At 51.4% G+C, this 17,416-nt stretch carries 14 protein-coding genes; 10 read left to right on the top strand and 4 right to left on the bottom strand.

Translation table 11 applies throughout. The annotated features are described in order from the left end of the window. Window positions 1-223: 223 nt before the first annotated feature. Window positions 224-2,011 (top strand): aspartate--tRNA ligase, encoded by a 1,788-nt coding sequence (gene aspS, locus F7P81_RS00305; protein WP_151157956.1) that lies wholly within the window; start codon window positions 224-226, stop codon window positions 2,009-2,011. A 123-nt stretch (window positions 2,012-2,134) separates the two neighbouring features. Here the strand turns inward: aspS and F7P81_RS00300 are convergent, their stop codons facing one another. After that, entirely contained in the window at window positions 2,135-3,376 is a 1,242-nt protein-coding gene (locus F7P81_RS00300; RefSeq protein WP_116088176.1) for a hypothetical protein, read from the bottom strand. Between the two features lie 254 nt (window positions 3,377-3,630). Here F7P81_RS00300 and parC point away from each other — a divergent pair, with 254 nt between their 5' ends. Continuing rightward, window positions 3,631-5,883 (top strand): DNA topoisomerase IV subunit A, encoded by a 2,253-nt coding sequence (parC, locus tag F7P81_RS00295; RefSeq protein WP_022710472.1) that lies wholly within the window; start codon window positions 3,631-3,633, stop codon window positions 5,881-5,883. Between the two features lie 77 nt (window positions 5,884-5,960). After that, entirely contained in the window at window positions 5,961-6,389 is a 429-nt protein-coding gene (locus F7P81_RS00290; protein WP_116088174.1) for a GNAT family N-acetyltransferase, read from the top strand. Window positions 6,390-6,500: 111 nt separating this feature from the next. On the opposite strand, the gene F7P81_RS00285 is transcribed toward F7P81_RS00290, so the two are convergent. The 3 genes from F7P81_RS00285 to hemB form a co-directional block, all read right to left on the bottom strand. Then, entirely contained in the window at window positions 6,501-7,256 is a 756-nt protein-coding gene (locus F7P81_RS00285; protein ID WP_151157955.1) for an arginyltransferase, read from the bottom strand. Window positions 7,257-7,572: 316 nt separating this feature from the next. Further along, complete coding sequence (locus F7P81_RS00280; RefSeq protein ID WP_022710475.1) at window positions 7,573-8,043, bottom strand: RDD family protein; 471 nt, start codon at window positions 8,041-8,043, stop codon at window positions 7,573-7,575. A gap of 174 nt (window positions 8,044-8,217) precedes the next feature. Continuing rightward, on the bottom strand, window positions 8,218-9,222 hold the full coding sequence (gene hemB / locus F7P81_RS00275) for a porphobilinogen synthase (RefSeq protein WP_151157953.1): 1,005 nt from the start codon (window positions 9,220-9,222) through the stop codon (window positions 8,218-8,220). 214 nt (window positions 9,223-9,436) lie between these two features. On the opposite strand from hemB, the gene F7P81_RS00270 reads away from it, so the two are divergent. The 7 genes from F7P81_RS00270 to ribD all read left to right on the top strand — a co-directional run bounded on the left by F7P81_RS00270 (window position 9,437) and on the right by ribD (window position 17,401). Continuing rightward, window positions 9,437-10,504: an enoyl-CoA hydratase/isomerase family protein gene (locus F7P81_RS00270; protein ID WP_151158921.1), complete on the top strand. Its 1,068-nt coding sequence runs from the start codon at window positions 9,437-9,439 to the stop codon at window positions 10,502-10,504. Between the two features lie 27 nt (window positions 10,505-10,531). Further along, on the top strand, window positions 10,532-10,963 hold the full coding sequence (locus F7P81_RS00265; protein WP_028233522.1) for a DUF6163 family protein: 432 nt from the start codon (window positions 10,532-10,534) through the stop codon (window positions 10,961-10,963). Between the two features lie 179 nt (window positions 10,964-11,142). Next, window positions 11,143-11,688: a hypothetical protein gene (locus F7P81_RS00260; protein ID WP_151157951.1), complete on the top strand. Its 546-nt coding sequence runs from the start codon at window positions 11,143-11,145 to the stop codon at window positions 11,686-11,688. 452 nt (window positions 11,689-12,140) lie between these two features. Further along, window positions 12,141-13,448 carry a L,D-transpeptidase family protein gene (locus tag F7P81_RS00255; protein ID WP_151157949.1) on the top strand — a complete coding sequence of 436 codons (1,308 nt, stop codon included), beginning with the start codon at window positions 12,141-12,143 and terminating at the stop codon, window positions 13,446-13,448. A gap of 556 nt (window positions 13,449-14,004) precedes the next feature. Further along, entirely contained in the window at window positions 14,005-15,312 is a 1,308-nt protein-coding gene (gene glyA / locus F7P81_RS00250; protein WP_022710481.1) for a serine hydroxymethyltransferase, read from the top strand. Window positions 15,313-15,525: 213 nt separating this feature from the next. Next, a complete protein-coding gene (gene nrdR, locus F7P81_RS00245; RefSeq protein ID WP_151157947.1) occupies window positions 15,526-16,008 on the top strand; it encodes a transcriptional regulator NrdR in 483 nt (160 codons plus the stop codon). A gap of 220 nt (window positions 16,009-16,228) precedes the next feature. Further along, window positions 16,229-17,401 (top strand): bifunctional diaminohydroxyphosphoribosylaminopyrimidine deaminase/5-amino-6-(5-phosphoribosylamino)uracil reductase RibD, encoded by a 1,173-nt coding sequence (ribD, locus tag F7P81_RS00240; protein WP_022710483.1) that lies wholly within the window; start codon window positions 16,229-16,231, stop codon window positions 17,399-17,401. The last annotated feature ends 15 nt before the right edge of the window (window positions 17,402-17,416 follow it).

The raw sequence follows: 17,416 nt of genomic DNA, 5'->3' as shown, positions 1-17,416 counted from the left end.
GCTTAAAAATCACATATGTTGTGACTTTACTGCAATTCGAAGGGGGCTGCTGTCTGTTGCTCACGGACAAGAGCGGTTATAGAACATTCAGAATGAATCAATTTGGCTGTAGAAGGGTCTGACACTTGACTTTTTGCGGCCAAAATGCGCTTGTCCGACAACATAAAAATCAGATTTTATCTGCGATTTTACGTTTCTTACCACTCTTCTGAAGGCAGAAAACATGCATCGTTACCGCAGCCATACCTGCGAAGCCCTCCGCAAGTCGGATGTCGGCCAGACAGTTCGTCTTTCCGGCTGGGTTCATCGTGTCCGCGATCACGGCGGTATTCTCTTTATCGATATTCGCGACCACTATGGTTTGACCCAGATCGTTGCTGATCCGGAAAGCCCGGCATTTAAAGTTGCTGAAACCGTTCGCGGTGAATGGGTGATCCGCGTTGACGGTGAAGTAACCGCCCGTGCTGATGAGGCTGTAAATCCGAATTTGCCTACCGGTGAAATCGAAATCGTTGCCAAAGAGATCGAAGTTCTGGCCGCTGCCAAAGAACTGCCTCTGCCGGTTTTCGGTGAGCCGGACTATCCGGAAGATATCCGTCTGAAATACCGCTTCCTCGATCTGCGCCGCGACACGCTGCACAAAAACATCATGAAGCGCACCAAGATTATTTCTTCGATGCGCCGTCATATGAACGAGATCGGCTTCAACGAATTTACTACACCGATCCTGACCGCTTCTTCACCTGAAGGTGCGCGCGACTTCCTCGTGCCGAGCCGTATTCACGAAGGTCAGTTCTATGCGCTGCCGCAGGCACCGCAGCAATATAAGCAGCTGCTGATGGTGGCCGGTTTCGACCGCTATTTCCAGATTGCACCTTGCTTCCGCGATGAAGATCCGCGTGCAGACCGTCTACCGGGCGAATTCTACCAGCTCGACCTCGAAATGAGCTTTGTCACTCAGGAAGAAGTCTGGGAGACAATGGAACCGGTAATGCGCGGCATTTTCGAAGAATTTGCTGAAGGCAAGCCGGTAACCCAGAACTTCCGTCGTATTGCTTATGATGATGCGATCCGCACCTATGGTTCGGATAAGCCTGATCTGCGTAACCCGATTGAAATGCAGGCTGTGACCGGTCACTTTGCCGGTTCCGGTTTCAAAGTATTCGCGAACATGATCGCGAATGACCCTAAGGTTGAAGTATGGGCTATCCCTGCGAAAACCGGTGGTTCGCGCGCTTTCTGTGACCGCATGAATTCATGGGCGCAGGGTGAAGGTCAGCCGGGTCTCGGCTATATCTTCTGGCGTAAAGAAGGCGACAAGCTGGAAGGCGCTGGCCCGATTGCCAAGAATATCGGTGAAGAACGCGTTGAAGCGATCCGTACCCAGATGGGGCTGGAAGATGGTGATGCCTGCTTCTTCGTGGCTGGTCTGCCGTCGAAATTCTACAAATTTGCCGGTGATGCCCGTAACCGCGCCGGTGATGAGCTGAATCTCACCGACCGTGATCGTTTTGAACTGGCCTGGATCATCGACTTCCCGTTCTATGAATGGGACGAAGACAACAAGAAACTCGACTTTGCCCATAACCCGTTCTCCATGCCGCAGGGTGGTCTGGAAACACTGGAAACGCAGGATCCGTTGTCGCTCAAAGCCTATCAGTATGATCTGGTTTGTAACGGTTTTGAAATCGCATCCGGTTCGATCCGTAACCAGCTGCCGGAAGTTATGGTCAAAGCCTTTGAACTGGTTGGTTTGAGCCAGCAGGATGTTGAAGATCGCTTCGGCGGCCTCTATCGTGCATTCCAGTATGGCGCGCCTCCGCATGGTGGTATGGCTGCCGGTATCGACCGCGTGGTTATGCTGCTCGTTGGTGCGAAAAACCTGCGCGATATCTCGCTGTTTCCGATGAACCAGCAGGCTGTTGATCTGCTGATGGGCGCACCGGCAGAAGTCACACCGGCTCAGCTGCGTGATCTGCATATCCGCGTGAACCCGATCAAAAAAGACTGATCTGTTTTAGGGGTAAATATTAGAAACGCCGCGTCTTAACGGACGCGGCGTTTTTTATTGCGCAATGTTCAGGCAATAAAAAACCCGGCTAAAAGCCGGGTTTCTTGTTCAGTTCAGAAGAACTTACTGGTTGGCAGTCAGTTTAACAGCCAGCAGATCCAGAAGTTTCTTAGGGTCAGCAGTTGCAGTTGCTGCGATCAGAGCGAAGGAAACAGGTGCTTCCGGCTTTGCAGCAATTGTCAGAGACTTAGGATCGTCAAAATAGGTGTTGACGGCAGTCGTTGCCTGCATGGCGAAATCCGCATGGCCGAGATAGCCAACCATGATCGGCGCAATGCCTTTGATCTGGTTGACCATGTCTTCCTTGGAGATACCCTGCTGCTTGGCATAATAGTCGAGCAGTTTAGGGGTGAGGGATGAATCATCATAGCGGATAGCCATGTTGCTGATCGAAAGCTGCTGGATCAGACCGAGCATTGCCATACCGGCTGCATCAGAATTTTCCTTATTTGCACTCATTTCAGCGCTGGCCTGCTGTACGGATTTGATGAATTTTGCATCATAGCCGCCGAGCTTCATGGTGGTGTCGAATTTACCGACATCCTTGACGTCAAATTCCATCTTGTCGATGGCCAGATCGCCTTTTTCCGGTTCCCATGAGCCGGTCGAGGTTACAGCCATGCTCAGCTGTTTGTAGCCGAGATCGATCATCGGATTTGGTGTTTCCGAAGCTTCATCATTGCCGGCGCTTGCATCTGCACCTTTGCGCAATGCATCCATTTTCTCGATGTCGAGATCAATAGATTTGATGCCGAAACTCATCGCAACCGGAGTGCCCTTTGTGTAAGGGGTAGAGGTTGCGTAAATATCTTTCATGTTGACCATTTCTTCGCCATCTTCGTGGATGGTGAAGCTGTCAGCCTTCATGGTTTGATAATACAGCATTTTGACAACAGGATCCTGTTCGTCATCTGCTGCGAGATAGAGTTTGCCGATTTCGATGCCCTTCAGAGCGAAAGTGCTCTTGTCATCAGTTTTTTCGAAGTCCTGCAGGGTTGCAGTTTCAGCGGTGTAGGCACCTTTGTCGTTTTCAGCAACGTCTGTCAGAACAATGTCACCAACGGTGAAAGTGCCCATTTCAGCGGATTTGAAGTCGATTTTTGTGTCGCGCAGGGTAACGGTTGAGCCATCGGTGTCGACTTTGCCGAACTCGATTTTTGTGCCCTGTTCTTCAAAGCGAGCCTGCAGACGCTTGGCGACATCATTTCCGTCGAGTGCATAAGCTGAACCAGCAAAGATCACAGTGAGTGCTGTAGCAACGGAAAGAGTGCGGGCTGCGGTATATAGCGGTTTCATAACCGGCATCAGAGGCTCCTTAAGTGTTGACCTAAATATTACATACGAAATACTGTCATCGCCTAATAACATGGCAATTTTGTCATTTTCGTAACAGCCCGTTTATTTTACTGCAAGTCACACTTGAGGATGATCGAAAATCTGTTGTCATTATCGTTGTATTTTTGATGAAATAACGAGAATAATGCGGAAAACCGGCCTATTCACTGTGTGTAAACGCATCTTGACTTGCCGCAGAATCAGCCGCTTGCTAACCATATTCCATGGGAAATAATTTGATTCCGCCATCAGGCGGCGACGATCACGTTGAAACAGTTGATCTGAAATCGGCGCTCGAAGAGCGCTACCTTGCCTATGCGCTGTCCACGATCATGCATCGTGCGCTGCCGGATGTGCGCGACGGTCTGAAACCGGTTCACCGCCGCATCATGCATGCGATGCGCCTGCTGCGTCTTAATCCGGGCAGTGCCTATGCCAAATGCGCGCGTATTGTCGGTGACGTGATGGGTAAGTTCCACCCGCACGGCGATGCTTCTATTTATGATGCGCTGGCACGACTGGCGCAGGATTTTGCCGTGCGCTATCCGCTGGTGGACGGGCAGGGCAATTTCGGCAATATTGACGGTGATAATCCGGCGGCTATGCGTTACACTGAAGCACGCATGACCGAAGTGGCATCGCTGCTGCTCGAAGGTATTACAGAAAACGCCATCGATTTTCGCCCGACTTATAATGAGGAAGACGAAGAACCGGTCGTTCTGCCCGGTGCTTTTCCTAACCTTCTCGCAAACGGCTCCTCCGGTATTGCTGTGGGTATGGCCACCAATATTCCGCCGCATAATGTGGCGGAGCTGTGTGATGCCGCGCTGCTGCTGATCCGCAATCCGCAGGCAACGGTTGAAGAACTGGTGCAAATTGTTCAGGGACCTGATCTTCCGACCGGCGGTGTGTTGGTTGAGCCAAAAGAGAATATTCTTGAGGCCTATCGTACAGGCCGCGGTGCATTCCGCGTGCGTGCGAAATGGGAGAAGGAAGATCTCGGCCGCGGTACATGGGTGGTGGTGATTACGGAAATTCCGTATCAGGTGCAGAAATCACGTCTGATCGAGAAGATCGCTGAACTGCTGCTGGCGAAGAAATTGCCGTTGCTTGATGATATCCGCGATGAATCAGCTGAAGATATCCGTATCGTACTGGAGCCGAAGAATCGCTCTGTCGATCCGGAATTGCTGATGGAATCGCTGTTCAAGCTCACCGAGCTTGAAAGCCGCATTTCGCTGAATATGAACGTGCTTTCTCATGGTAAAGTGCCGAATGTTCTCTCGCTGGGTGGTGTGCTGAAAGAATGGCTGGAGCATCGTAAGGAAGTTCTGCAGCGCCGTTCACAATTCCGGCTTAATGAGATTGAAAAGCGGCTCGAAATTCTGGGCGGTTACCTGATTGCCTATCTCAATCTGGATGAGGTTATTCGCATCATCCGTGAAGAGGATGAGCCGAAACAGGAACTGATGCGTACGTTTAGCCTGACAGACATGCAGGCTGAGTCGATCCTCAATATGCGCCTGCGTTCCTTGCGCAAGCTGGAAGAATTTGAAATCCGCAAAGAGTTTGACGGGCTGACACTTGAAAAAGCGCAGCTTGAAGAATTGCTTGGTTCGGAAATCAAGCAGTGGAAGGCGATCAGCGGCGAAATCAAAAAGGTTCGTGAGACCTACGGGCCTGAAACACCGTTGGGTAAGCGCCGCACGCAATTTGCTGAAGCGCCGAGCCATGATCTGGAAGATATTCATCAGGCGATGATCGAGCGCGAGCCGGTCACGATTGTGGTATCAGAAAAAGGCTGGATGCGCGCTATGAAAGGGCATCTGGCAGATTTCTCCAGCCTGTCCTTTAAAGAAGGCGACAAGCTGCATCTGGCTTTCCACGCCGAAACCACGGACAAGATTGTTGTGGCAACGACCGGCGGTAAGTTCTTCACCATCGGAGCCAACACTTTGCCGGGTGGCCGTGGTCATGGCGAGCCGATCCGTATCATGGTCGATATGGACAATGATCAGGATATTCTGACAGCTTTTGTGCATGATGCATCTGCGAAATTGCTGCTGGCATCCCATGAGGGCTATGGCTTCATGATCAGCGAAAGCGAAGTCATCGCCAATACCCGTAAGGGTAAGCAGATCATGAATGTGAAACTGCCGGATGAGATGAAAATCTGTCAGCGCGTGACCGGTGATACTATGGCTGTTGTCGGCGAAAACCGCAAAATGCTGGTATTCCCGCTGTCCGAGCTGCCGGAACTGGCGCGCGGTAAAGGTGTGCGTCTGCAGAAATACAAAGACGGCGGTGTATCTGACATCCGCAGCTTTGCTATCGAGCAGGGGCTGACATGGCAGGATTCTGCTGACCGCACATTCACACGCAGTAAAGAAGAATTGCTGGAATGGACGGGTGCACGCGCTTCCGCCGGACGGATGGTGCCGAAGGGGTTCCCGCGCACCGGTAAATTCACTTCGTAAAATACAGGCAGAGTGGCTTCTTGTAGGGAAGAAGCCGCTCTGATTGCTGATAAACCAATGGGAAGAAACCTTTAGCCATGCCTGCTGAATCAAAATATCAGGTGCTGCATCAGATTCCGGATGTGCAAACTTATTGTCATCTTCGCACTGCCAGCGGCCTCAGTGCAAAAACAACAGACGCAGCCGAGCGCGGCCTGAAGAATTCATTATTCGCCGTGCAGATTGCCGATGGCGATCAGATTATCGGCATGGGACGCGTCATCGGTGACGGCGGCACAACCTATCAGGTGTGCGATATTGCGGTGCTGCCTGACTATCAGGGGCAGGGGCTTGGCAAGCGGATTATGCTTGAGATCAAAGCCTATCTGGATGAACATGCGCCGGAGAGTGCCTATGTCAGCCTGATTGCTGATGGTCCTGCACAGCATCTTTATGCGCAATACGGTTTTTCGCCGGTTACGCCTGCTTCAATCGGCATGGCCTACAAAGTAGGGCGTAAAAGCTGAAGCATGTTGCGCAAAAACATATGAATCTCATTGTGAAATTTATCATCTAGCAAATTGAATTTATTGCATGATATCAAAACACCCGCATGGCTCTCATGCGGGTGTTTTTATTTAATCTGCAATGTCTGTGCGTAGCCAGCCCTTGGTTGTGAGATGCTCCTGCGGCTTGAAGCGGGTTTTATAATGCATCTTTTCGGAGCCGTTGACCCAGTAGCCCAAATAAACATGCGGCAGGCCAAGCGCATTGCAGCGCATAATATGGTCGAGAATAATATAGGTGCCGAGTGAGCGGTCAGCCAGCTCCGGATTGAAGAACGAGTAGACCATCGACACGCCGTCCCCCATCACATCGGTAAGGGCAGCAGCAATCAACGGGCCTTCGCCTTTGCCGGTAATCATCGTATCAGCGCCACGCATACGATATTCGATGATCTGCGTGTTAACATGGCTGTCCTCAACCATCATCGCATAATCAAGCACGGACATTTCCGACATGCCGCCATTATGGTGACGGTGATTGAGATAATCATGGAACAGGGAATATTGTTCGGAACTCGGCTCAGCCTTATTGGCAAAACCAATGAGATCCTGATTGCGTTTCCAGATGCGGCGCATGGAGCGCGTCATCTGAAATTCACCGGCGAGAATGCGCACGGACACGCAGGCATTGCAGCTTTCACAGGCGGGGCGATAGGCGATATTTTGCGAACGTCGGAAACCGGCCTGTGTCAGCAGATCGTTGAGTTCCGGCGCACGACTGCCAACCAGATGTGTAAAAACCTTCCGCTCTGCGCGATTGTCCAGATAAGGACATTCAGACGGGGCGGTGAGATAAAATTGCTGCGGTTGCGGTTGATGTTGTGTCATGTTTCGCCTGTCAAAACGCAATAAAGACGAATTGTAAAATTCACGTCTGTAATTGTGCAGTTAAAGGCCTGCAGAGTGGTTAATAATAATTGAAAACGAAGATATGTAAAATCCCGCTTTTGTGATTTAGAGCGTCAGGCTCCTCTTTGGGTGCGCAAAACTCGTTCTAGAGCGGTTTACATCCAGATTGGATCACAGCACTCGCTCTAGATTCTTTAGTTTGTCGCATTTCATAGCGCATAAAAGGCGATAAAAAAGCTGGTAATGCAAACAGCGCGGAAATACCCGCGCTGTTCATATTCAGTTTGTCGTCTTGTTACGGATTGGTACGGATAATCACCGCGCCGAGCAGCATATCATGTACGCCGCGTTTATAATCCAGAAACAGGGTCGCGAGCAGGATAAGCGGGGTAAGCACTGTGCAGGAAGCCCAGAACAAAACCGAGTGAACCACCGCAAACAGGCCGTCAACCGGATTGCCGTCCATACGCTCGATGCGAATACCCATCATTCGCATACCTGTGGTGGCTTTATTACGTCCGCCGACTGTAAAATATACATAAGGCAGCGCCACCAGCGGCAACAGGATACCATAGAGCATCCAGCCCAGACCCAGCGTCAGAATACCCAGAAAAGCGATGATGATCGCGACAGGGATACACAGCAAAAGCACAATGAAATAGTCGATCAGAAAGGCGAATACGCGTCTGGTGCGCACACCTTCATAGAGGCGACGGTCTTCAAAACGCGGCAGAACAATATCATTATTGATTGTTCGGTCATTCATCGGCTTATGGTTTCTCCTTTTAAACTTACAAACAAGGAGATAGGAAGCCGCGGTGCTGATTTCAAGATTACCCGCCGGTAAGCCCTCTGCCGGTAAGCCCTCTAATGCAATCCCATATAAAAAAAGCGCACTCTGCCGATGGCGGAATGCGCTTTTATAAAAACATAGACGGGATCAGGCGTTTTTGAGTTTCTCAGCCACTTCCAGAGCGAAATAAGTGAGAATACCGTCGCAACCAGCGCGTTTGAAAGCCAGCAGACTTTCCAGCATGACTTTCTCTTCATCAATCCAGCCATTCTGACCGGCAGCTTTGATCATCGCATATTCGCCGGAGACCTGATAGGCGAAGGTCGGCAGAGCAAACTGGCTTTTGATACGCTGAATAATGTCGAGATAAGGCAGCCCCGGTTTGACCATCAGCATATCCGCGCCTTCCAGCACATCCTGCTCAGCTTCGCGCAACGCTTCATCCGTATTGGCCGGATCAAGATAATAGGTTTTCTTGTCGCCTTTCAGCACACCTGCCGTACCGATCGCTTCACGGTAAGGACCGTAGAAAGCGGAGGCGAATTTGGTGGCATAGGACATGATCGGCAAATGCTGGAAACCATTGGCATCCAGTGCATCGCGGATTGCGCCGATACGGCCGTCCATCATATCGGAAGGGGCAATAATATCCGCACCGGCCTCAGCCTGAGCCAGCGCACCGCGCACAACCATCTCAACGGATTCATCATTGAGAATAATGCCGTCGCGCAAAATGCCGTCATGACCGTCTGTGGTGAAAGGATCGAGCGCAGCATCGGTAATAATGCCGATCTCCGGAATTTCCTTTTTGATCGCACGGGTCACCGAATTGATAAGATTGTCAGGATTGGCAATATAGGAGCCGTCCTGCGTTTTAATCCGCGCCGGCTCATTCGGGAAAGGTGCGATGGCCGGAATGCCGAGTTTTGCAGCTTTTTCTGCCTGACGCACAGCCATATCCACGGAATAACGATGAACACCCGGCATTGCGGCAATCGGCGAGGCGACATTGCTGCCTTCACAGACAAAGAACGGCCAGATCAGATCATTGACGCTTAAACTGTTTTCCTGAACCAGACGGCGTGACCATTCGGTACGGCGCGTACGGCGCAGGCGGCGGCTTTGGGTGATCTCATCAATGTTACGCATCATGTCTTTCCGTATTTCGGCCTATGAAACTGCAATTTCCTGCAGCGCAGACTTCGATGAGGGAGCCTTAACACCCAAATCATGGTTACAGCTTGATAAAAACAATTTTTGAGGTGTGAAACATTGCCGCGCTTGCTTTACTCACTTATGAATCATGCTTCAATGCGGGAGAGGAAAATCAATGAATAAGGTGCATCAGAGCGGAGGAAGCGGCGTGATGATATCTGATTTCAAGGAGAATTTCGGCGGCGATGATGAAATTGCTTTTACTATGCAAGGTTCTGCAGGGCTGATCCGGCTGACCCGTCCGAAAGCGCTGAATGCTCTTACACACAAAATGGTGCAGGCAATGGAGCGTGCATTGCTGCATTGGGCTGATGATCCTCAGGTCAAAGCTGTGATCGTTGAAGGCGAAGGGCGTGCATTCTGTGCCGGAGGTGATGTTGTGGCTGCCTATCATGCAGGCAGAAACGGTGCGCCTGCCTATGATTTCTTCCAGGATGAATATCGCCTCAACCGCCTCATTGGTTCCTATAAGAAGCCTTATATTGCTTTGCTTGACGGCATTACTATGGGTGGAGGTGCCGGAATGTCCGTTCATGGTTCACACCGGATTGTGACGGAAAATACACTTTTTGCTATGCCGGAAAGCGGGATCGGTTTTTTCACCGATGTCGGCGGCAGTGCGTTTTTACCTGCCTTGCCGGACAAGTTCGGCTTTTATCTCGGCTTAACCGGCTCGGCGATACGCTGGGGAGATTGTTTGCAGAGCGGGATTGCCACGCACGCGCTGAAAGCTGAACAACTGGCGGAATTGCGTGAGCGGCTGATCGGTGGTGAAACGCCGGATGATATACTTCTGTCTATGCAGTCGGATGCACCTGACTGGGAAATGCCGGAACAGGACAGGGCGCTGATTGCCCGATGCTGTACGGCGGAAAGCGTGGAACAGGTTCTGGAGCAATTCTCAGACGCCGGAGAGGCAGGCAATGAGAAAGCCGCAGCCATTGCAGAACTGCTGGGCAAGCGTTCGCCAACCAGTCTGAAAGCGATTTTTACACTATTTCAGGATGCGGAAGCATTTATTCGTGCAAACAAAGAGCTGAGCTATAGCGCACGCTTGGATAGACAGATGCAAATAGAGTACGCTCTGGCAGAGATTCTGCTGCAAGGGCATGATTTCTATGCCGGTGTCGGCGCTGTTCTGATCGACAAGACCGGTAATCCGGTATGGAGCCCTGCAACATTGACGCAGGTGCAATTACCGGATTTTCTAAAAAGTTAAAGACATTAAACAAGGGTAATGAGCCGTATGATGGACGATCAGCTGAGACTGCGCACGGGAGATTCAGCCCTGCATAGCTGGTTCATTCTGTTTATCCGCTTTGTCGCGCTGGTTTGTCTTGTCGGCGGTGTTTATTACTGGTTGCGGCTGATCGGCCTATATCCGGGTCTGCTATGGCGTTTCGATCTGATGCCGTGGCAATGGCAGACAATCTGTGTGAGTCTCGCGATTGCTCTGCCGATTGTTGCGACCGGCCTGTGGATCCGTGCCTCATGGGGCGCTGTGCTATGGGTGATTACGGCTGTGGCTCAGGCCTTGATTTACACAGTTTTTGCACGGTTCTTTGAATATTTTCCGGCGCTGGCAGCCGTCAATATTGCGTTTCTGCTGATCTATGTCGCTTTTCGCATCGGCCTGTTTTTACAGGGTAAACGTGCACTGGCAACGCCTGTCCGCTAAAACTGGAATAATGACCGGATTGAGAGAGCCGGTTGTTAACCACTTGTTAGCCCTGTGGCTTAAGCCGAAGTTCACCGCTGTTTCTTAAAGTCTCCTCAGGCAAATTTCAGTTTTCTGCGCGCTCCGCATTCGGAGGCGATGGGCTGATCTTGTGCTTTGGAAAAGCGGAGACAAGCTGCATGCAAACGCAAGAGCCGTTTCAGACATCATTATCCAGTATGGGGCATGCAGGTTCCCGTTCCGGTGAAGGAACAGGCTTGCAGGTTCTGTGTCTGGAAGTGGAGCGGCAGCTGAACCGGCATTATAAGCGGGTTCTGGCATTTTTTGACGATGCTTTTTCCGGCCGTCAGGATTATCCGCTGAATGCCGAGCAGGCATTGATGCTGTTTTGTATCAGTCTTGGTCTGCGTGATACTGTCCAGCTTTATCGGATGGTTGAACCCGTCACATCACAATCGGTGGTAATGCTGGCAAGCCTGTTTGCGCAAGGCTATGTGACTTCCGGTGCGGATGAGACGGCGACGGGCGGAGCAGATCTGGCCGTTCTTGCGCTTACTGAAAAAGGGCAGGCAGTGGCAGACGGCCTCTATGAGCTCTATACTTTTGTGTTTCTGGAGACATCGGGCAGGGAAGTGCCGGATGCCGCACGTCTGGCCTCTATGCATAACTCTTTGCGACGCCTGCAAAAATTTAGCCACATGCATGGCAGACCTGCTGAGCTGTAATGCCGACAGGGAGGCAGTTCTGATCGTTGCGAAATGGCCACATTCACTTATTAAGCTTATCTGCAATAATAATTTTCAGTTTGTGATGAATGTAATGACTTGCCGGAATACCCGCAGACATGTTTAAGCCACAAAACTGATTATAGCGGTAAAGTCCGGCAGGATGTTTTGTGTTTAGGCAACTGATGCGTGTTCAGTCAGTTATACTGCTATTCGGGTTTGTTTTAGTTTCAGAGTTAAAGTTGAGCGCATCCCGAAAAGTGGGAACCGGTTTTCGGATAAGATGCGCGTATAGAGCTTAATAAAGCGACAGAGCATCTCCAATACTTAGTTTTAGATTGGGAATGTTCTGGAGCGCAGAGCGCTTAGAGCTTTTCTGCTGATATGCCTGTGTCATGCGGCCAGCTATTCCGGTGTGCCACGTCCTGTTACGGCGGATTGAGGATCAAAGAATGAAGCATAATGTAAAAGACAGCAAAACACCCAAGGCACTTGACCGCCGTTTGTTTTTGCGGGGCGCTGCCGGTCTGGGACTGGCTGCTTTGTCGGTACCGGCAGTTTCTTCTGCGGCACTTGCTCAGGCTGTCGGCCTGAATGATGTGCTGTCATCCGGCCGTCGCGGTAACTGGAGCGATACATTCGATGCACGTGGCACCGGTGGTGCCAAAGCTATCGCCACCAATCAGCCGATTATGAGTCCGCAGACGCTGAATTATATCAGCGAAGCGATCAATCAGTATAATAATATTGTTGCCAATGGCGGCTGGCCGGTTGTGCCGGGCAATGAGCGCCTGCGTCTGGGCATGAAAAGTCAGGTTGTGCCGATCCTGCGTCAGCGCCTGATGATCTCCGGCGATCTGCCTCAGGGCATCGGTGCTTCCAATTCTTTTGATACTTATGTGGATGCCGCTGTGAAGCGCTTTCAGGCACGCCACGGTCTGCCTGCTGACGGCGTGATGGGCGATGTGACCTATAAAGCGCTCAATGTCAGTGCCGATGTTCGTCTTGGTCAGCTGAATACCAATCTGCAGCGTCTTGGCTCGCTGGCCAATGTCGATCAGACACGTTTTGTCATGGTCAATATTCCGGCAGCACAGATCGAGGCGATTGAAAATGGCCGCGTAGTGCAGCGCCATACTGCCGTTGTTGGCAAGATCGATCGCCAGACACCGATCCTGACTTCAAAAATTCATGAAGTGATCCTCAATCCATACTGGACAGCGCCAAAGTCGATCATCCGCAAGGATATCATTCCTTTGATGCGTAAAGATCCGCAATATCTGACCAAGAACAAGATCCGCCTTTACGATGGTCAGGGGCAGGAAGTTCCGCCGGAAACAGTTGACTGGAATACGGAAGATGCAGTGAAGCTGATGTTCCGTCAGGATCCGGGCAAGATCAATGCCATGGCTTCAACCAAAATCAACTTCCATAACAGCCATGCTGTTTATATGCATGACACACCACAGAAGGGCACTTTCAACAATCTGATGCGCTTCGACTCGTCAGGCTGTATCCGCGTGCAGAATATCCGCGATCTGGATGTGTGGCTGCTGAAAAATACCGGCGGCTGGGATCGTCAGACTATCGAAGACACGATTAAGAGCGGTCAGAATAATCCGATTCAGGTGGCTGACCCTGTGGCTCTGTATTTTGTCTATATTTCCGCATGGTCTACCGGTGACGGTATTCCGCAGTTCCGCGATGATATTTACAAGATGGACGGTGCTTCGGAGCTGGCAATCGGTACAGCGATCTGATCTTGCACAGCCTGAGGTCGCAATAATGCTGGTGCAGTTGCAAAAAATGCACCAGCCGGATGGCTAAGCAGAAGCATGGTCTATTAATTAATGTCTGAATTTAAAGCCGCCTTCGGGCGGCTTTTTTGTATTTAAACGATATAAATGGGACTTTAGCCGTTTTACGTCATGGCATATCGCCTGTTGGCCATGGAGCAGGTGTTACAAGTGTGATATTGCCACCCGACATAGGAATGGGTTAGAGCATTTCCAGCAAAAGTGCGAAGCGGTTTTGCGTAGGATATTGCGTAAAAAAGAGTGAGAGCGGCTCCGATAAATCGTTTACTGCCGGAGCAGCTCTAACCCTTAAACAGCATTGAATTTACGTGCTTTTTGTTTCGCATTTTGATATGCGGACAGACATTGAGCGTATCCCGAAAAGCGGGAGCCGGTTTTCGGATAAGATACGCGTCAAAAAATAGCGAAGAATTCCATGACCGTCGCATACAGGCGGCGGGAATGGTGTCTGATTGACTTTTGACTGGGAAATTGACCGGGAACCGGAAGGGAATAGGATATGTCGCAGGCGAACAGTGCTTCTCTCGAAGCATTCTTTAATAAGGGTCTTGAGGAAGCGGATGCTGAAATTTTCGGCGCAATCCGTAAGGAGCTTGGCCGTCAGCGTCACGAAATCGAGCTGATTGCATCGGAAAATATCGTTTCCCGCGCAGTGCTTGAAGCTCAGGGTTCAATCCTCACCAATAAATATGCCGAAGGTTATCCGGGTAAGCGCTATTATGGCGGCTGCCAGTATGTTGATATCGTTGAAGAACTGGCGATTGAACGTGCGAAGAAACTGTTCGGCGCAGAATTCGTCAACGTGCAGCCAAATTCCGGCAGCCAGATGAATCAGGCTGTATTCCTCGCGCTGCTGCAGCCGGGCGATACATTCATGGGTCTGGATCTGAATTCCGGTGGTCACCTGACCCACGGTTCTCCGGTCAATATGTCCGGCAAATGGTTCAATGTCGTATCCTATGGTGTGCGTGAAGACGATCACCTGCTGGATATGGACGAAGTGGCACGTCTTGCCCGCGAACATAAGCCTAAGCTGATTTTGGCTGGTGGTACTGCCTATTCCCGTATCTGGGACTGGAAGCGTTTCCGTGAAATCGCCGATGAAGTCGGTGCATATCTGATGGTTGATATGGCGCATATTGCTGGTCTGGTTGCTGCCGGTGTGCATCCGTCGCCAGTGCCGCATGCTCATGTCTGCACCACCACCACCCACAAATCCCTGCGCGGCCCGCGCGGTGGTATGATTATGACCAATGACGGTGATCTGGCCAAGAAGTTCAACTCGGCTGTATTCCCGGGTCTTCAGGGCGGCCCGCTGATGCATGTGATCGCCGGTAAAGCGGTTGCACTGGCAGAAGCGCTGCAGCCTGAATTCAAGCTCTATGCGCAGAATGTTGTGGCAAATGCCAAGGCTCTGGCAGAGAACCTGAAGAAAAACGGTCTTGATATCGTTTCCGGCGGCACTGACAACCATCTGATGCTGGTTGATTTGCGTCCGAAAAATGCTACCGGCAAGCGCGCTGAAGCAGCGTTGGGCCGCGCCAATATCACCACCAACAAAAACGGTATTCCGTTCGATCCTGAGAAGCCTTTTGTAACTTCCGGTATCCGCCTCGGCACACCGGCCGGTACAACCCGCGGCTTCGGTATCAAGGAATTCGAACAGATCGGTGATATGATCACTGAAGTGCTCGACGGCCTTAAAGCTGCCAATTCCGATGAAGGCAATGCGGCTGTTGAACAGGCTGTTCAGAAAAAAGTTGTGGAGCTGACCGAAGGCTTCCCGATGTATGGCTATCTGGGCTAAGCCGGTTGTGACTATGTTGTAATTTCAGACGCCGCGTATCACATAAGTGTTACGCGGCGTTTTTGTCTGTGCAGCTTGCCGGACATAGCTGATGACAAAGCAGCCTATCTGCTTTAGATAATTTCAATCTGAGTGAATTATAGTCGTTTACAACCTGTCAGGCTGGAATGGCTACCGTGCTGCAAGGTGCGGTAACAAGTTGAGAGTTGAGCCATGCGCTGTCCGTTTTGTCAGTCTGAAGATACGCAGGTCAAAGATTCCCGTCCGGCGGAAGACGGTTCAGTCATCCGCAGACGTCGCGTCTGTTCTGTATGTGGCGGCAGGTTCACAACATTTGAGCGCGTACAATTGCGCGAACTGATGGTGGTCAAGAAAAGCGGCCGCCGTGTGCCGTTCGACCGCGATAAGCTGATGCATTCGGTGCAGGTTGCGCTGCGCAAGCGTGAGGTGGACAGTGACCGCGTGGAACGCGCTGTTTCGGGCATTGTGCGCCAGCTGGAAAGTTCCGGCGAGGTTGAAATTCCGTCGGAAGAGATCGGCCGTCTGGCGATGGAAGCACTGAAGGGCGTGGACGATATTGCCTATATCCGTTTCGCTTCTGTTTATCGCAATTTCAGTGTTGCCAAAGACTTCCACAATGTCATTGATGAGCTTGGCCATCCGGAAAATGCTGTATCATCGAGCAATGAGGATTAAAGTTCAGAGCGCTTAATGTGCTCTGGCTTTGGGCAGAATTCTGCTTTTGAATAAGAATTTGAGGCATGGATGTTCGTTGAACCTGATGCCTCTTGTGAACTGAATGCATATTGGCAACTGAAAATTGTTTCGGGTCAGATGCGTGTTAAAGTAAATAGGTTTTGAATCTGTTTGGCTTAAAGGCAGGCGGTACAAAACACTCCGTACTGGAATTTGGCATATGAATGAACCTCAGAACGCGACAGCCCGTCAGACCCATTCTGGCGAGGGAAGTGCATCGGAGCTTGATAAGCGCTTTATGGCGGCTGCAATCCGCTATTCACGCCGCCATCTTGGTATTACGGGAACCAATCCTTCTGTGGCGACGCTGATTGTGGCGGATAATGGCCACGGGCCGGTGATTGTTGGTCGCGGTGTGACGGCTGAAGGCGGCCGTCCGCATGCCGAAACACAGGCACTGGCTGAAGCCGGAGAACTGGCAAAGGGCGCAACCGCCTATGTCACACTGGAGCCTTGCGCCCATCACGGCCATACACCGCCTTGCGCATCCGCACTGGTCACTGCAGGCATCAAGCGTGTGGTTGCTTCCAGCAGCGATCCTGATCCGCGTGTTGCAGGCCGTGGTTATCAGATTTTGCGCGATGCAGGGCTGGAAGTTGTCACCGATGTCTGCCGCGAGCAGGGCGACGATGAGCTGGCAGGTTATCTGTCGCGGTCTTTCCGCAAACGTCCGGAAGTGATGCTGAAGCTGGCACTGTCGGTTGACGGCTATGTCGGCTGCGTCGGGCGTGGGCAGATTGCCATTACCGGTGCGGTCAGTATTGCGCAGGTGCATATGCGCCGTGCCCAGACCGATGCGATTATGATCGGTGTCGGAACGGTTATTGCGGATGATCCGGTACTGAATACCCGTTTGCCGGGTCTGCAGGATCGTTCGCCGATCCGCGTTATTCTCGACAGCGAGTTGCGTATTCCGCTCACATCCAAACTGGTGCGTTCCGCGCGTCAGGTACCTTTGTGGATTGCCGCCAGCAATAATGCTGATCCGGCAAAACGCCAGCAGCTGATTGAAGCCGGCTGCCGCATTCTGGCGACGGAATGCGAGGATGAAAAAATCGCTCTGCCGGAACTGCTGGATGACCTTGCCGCGCAGGGTATTGCCACAGTCATGGTTGAGGGCGGCGCAGTTGTTGCACAGGCTTTTCTGGCACAGGGACTGGTTGATAAGCTGATGATTTTTGACGGGCCGAACCCGATCCTTTCCAACGGAGATGGTCAGGCGCTGGCGGTTGAGGGTTTGCAGGCTTTCATTGATGCGGATTTTGTCAAAACCGGCGAAAGCCATTTTGCGTCTGACGTTTTGAGTGAATACAAGCGCAAAGCAGGTTTTTGATAAGCAGGGAATGAG

Origin of the sequence: Pseudochrobactrum saccharolyticum (assembly GCF_008801715.1) — a bacterium.
In the GTDB taxonomy this organism is placed as follows: domain Bacteria; phylum Pseudomonadota; class Alphaproteobacteria; order Rhizobiales; family Rhizobiaceae; genus Pseudochrobactrum; species Pseudochrobactrum saccharolyticum.
This window is presented reverse-complemented; position numbering and strand designations above follow the sequence as displayed.

What these genes read in the sequence shown, in the direction of transcription:
- aspS (WP_151157956.1), top strand. Translation starts at nt 224, where the DNA reads ATGCATCGTTACCGCAGCCATACCTGCGAAGCCCTCCGCAAGTCGGAT.
- F7P81_RS00300 (WP_116088176.1), bottom strand. Translation starts at nt 3,376, where the DNA reads ATGCCGGTTATGAAACCGCTATATACCGCAGCCCGCACTCTTTCCGTT.
- parC (WP_022710472.1), top strand. Translation starts at nt 3,631, where the DNA reads ATGGGAAATAATTTGATTCCGCCATCAGGCGGCGACGATCACGTTGAA.
- F7P81_RS00290 (WP_116088174.1), top strand. Translation starts at nt 5,961, where the DNA reads ATGCCTGCTGAATCAAAATATCAGGTGCTGCATCAGATTCCGGATGTG.
- F7P81_RS00285 (WP_151157955.1), bottom strand. Translation starts at nt 7,256, where the DNA reads ATGACACAACATCAACCGCAACCGCAGCAATTTTATCTCACCGCCCCG.
- F7P81_RS00280 (WP_022710475.1), bottom strand. Translation starts at nt 8,043, where the DNA reads ATGAATGACCGAACAATCAATAATGATATTGTTCTGCCGCGTTTTGAA.
- hemB (WP_151157953.1), bottom strand. Translation starts at nt 9,222, where the DNA reads ATGATGCGTAACATTGATGAGATCACCCAAAGCCGCCGCCTGCGCCGT.
- F7P81_RS00270 (WP_151158921.1), top strand. Translation starts at nt 9,437, where the DNA reads ATGATATCTGATTTCAAGGAGAATTTCGGCGGCGATGATGAAATTGCT.
- F7P81_RS00265 (WP_028233522.1), top strand. Translation starts at nt 10,532, where the DNA reads ATGATGGACGATCAGCTGAGACTGCGCACGGGAGATTCAGCCCTGCAT.
- F7P81_RS00260 (WP_151157951.1), top strand. Translation starts at nt 11,143, where the DNA reads ATGCAAACGCAAGAGCCGTTTCAGACATCATTATCCAGTATGGGGCAT.
- F7P81_RS00255 (WP_151157949.1), top strand. Translation starts at nt 12,141, where the DNA reads ATGAAGCATAATGTAAAAGACAGCAAAACACCCAAGGCACTTGACCGC.
- glyA (WP_022710481.1), top strand. Translation starts at nt 14,005, where the DNA reads ATGTCGCAGGCGAACAGTGCTTCTCTCGAAGCATTCTTTAATAAGGGT.
- nrdR (WP_151157947.1), top strand. Translation starts at nt 15,526, where the DNA reads ATGCGCTGTCCGTTTTGTCAGTCTGAAGATACGCAGGTCAAAGATTCC.
- ribD (WP_022710483.1), top strand. Translation starts at nt 16,229, where the DNA reads ATGAATGAACCTCAGAACGCGACAGCCCGTCAGACCCATTCTGGCGAG.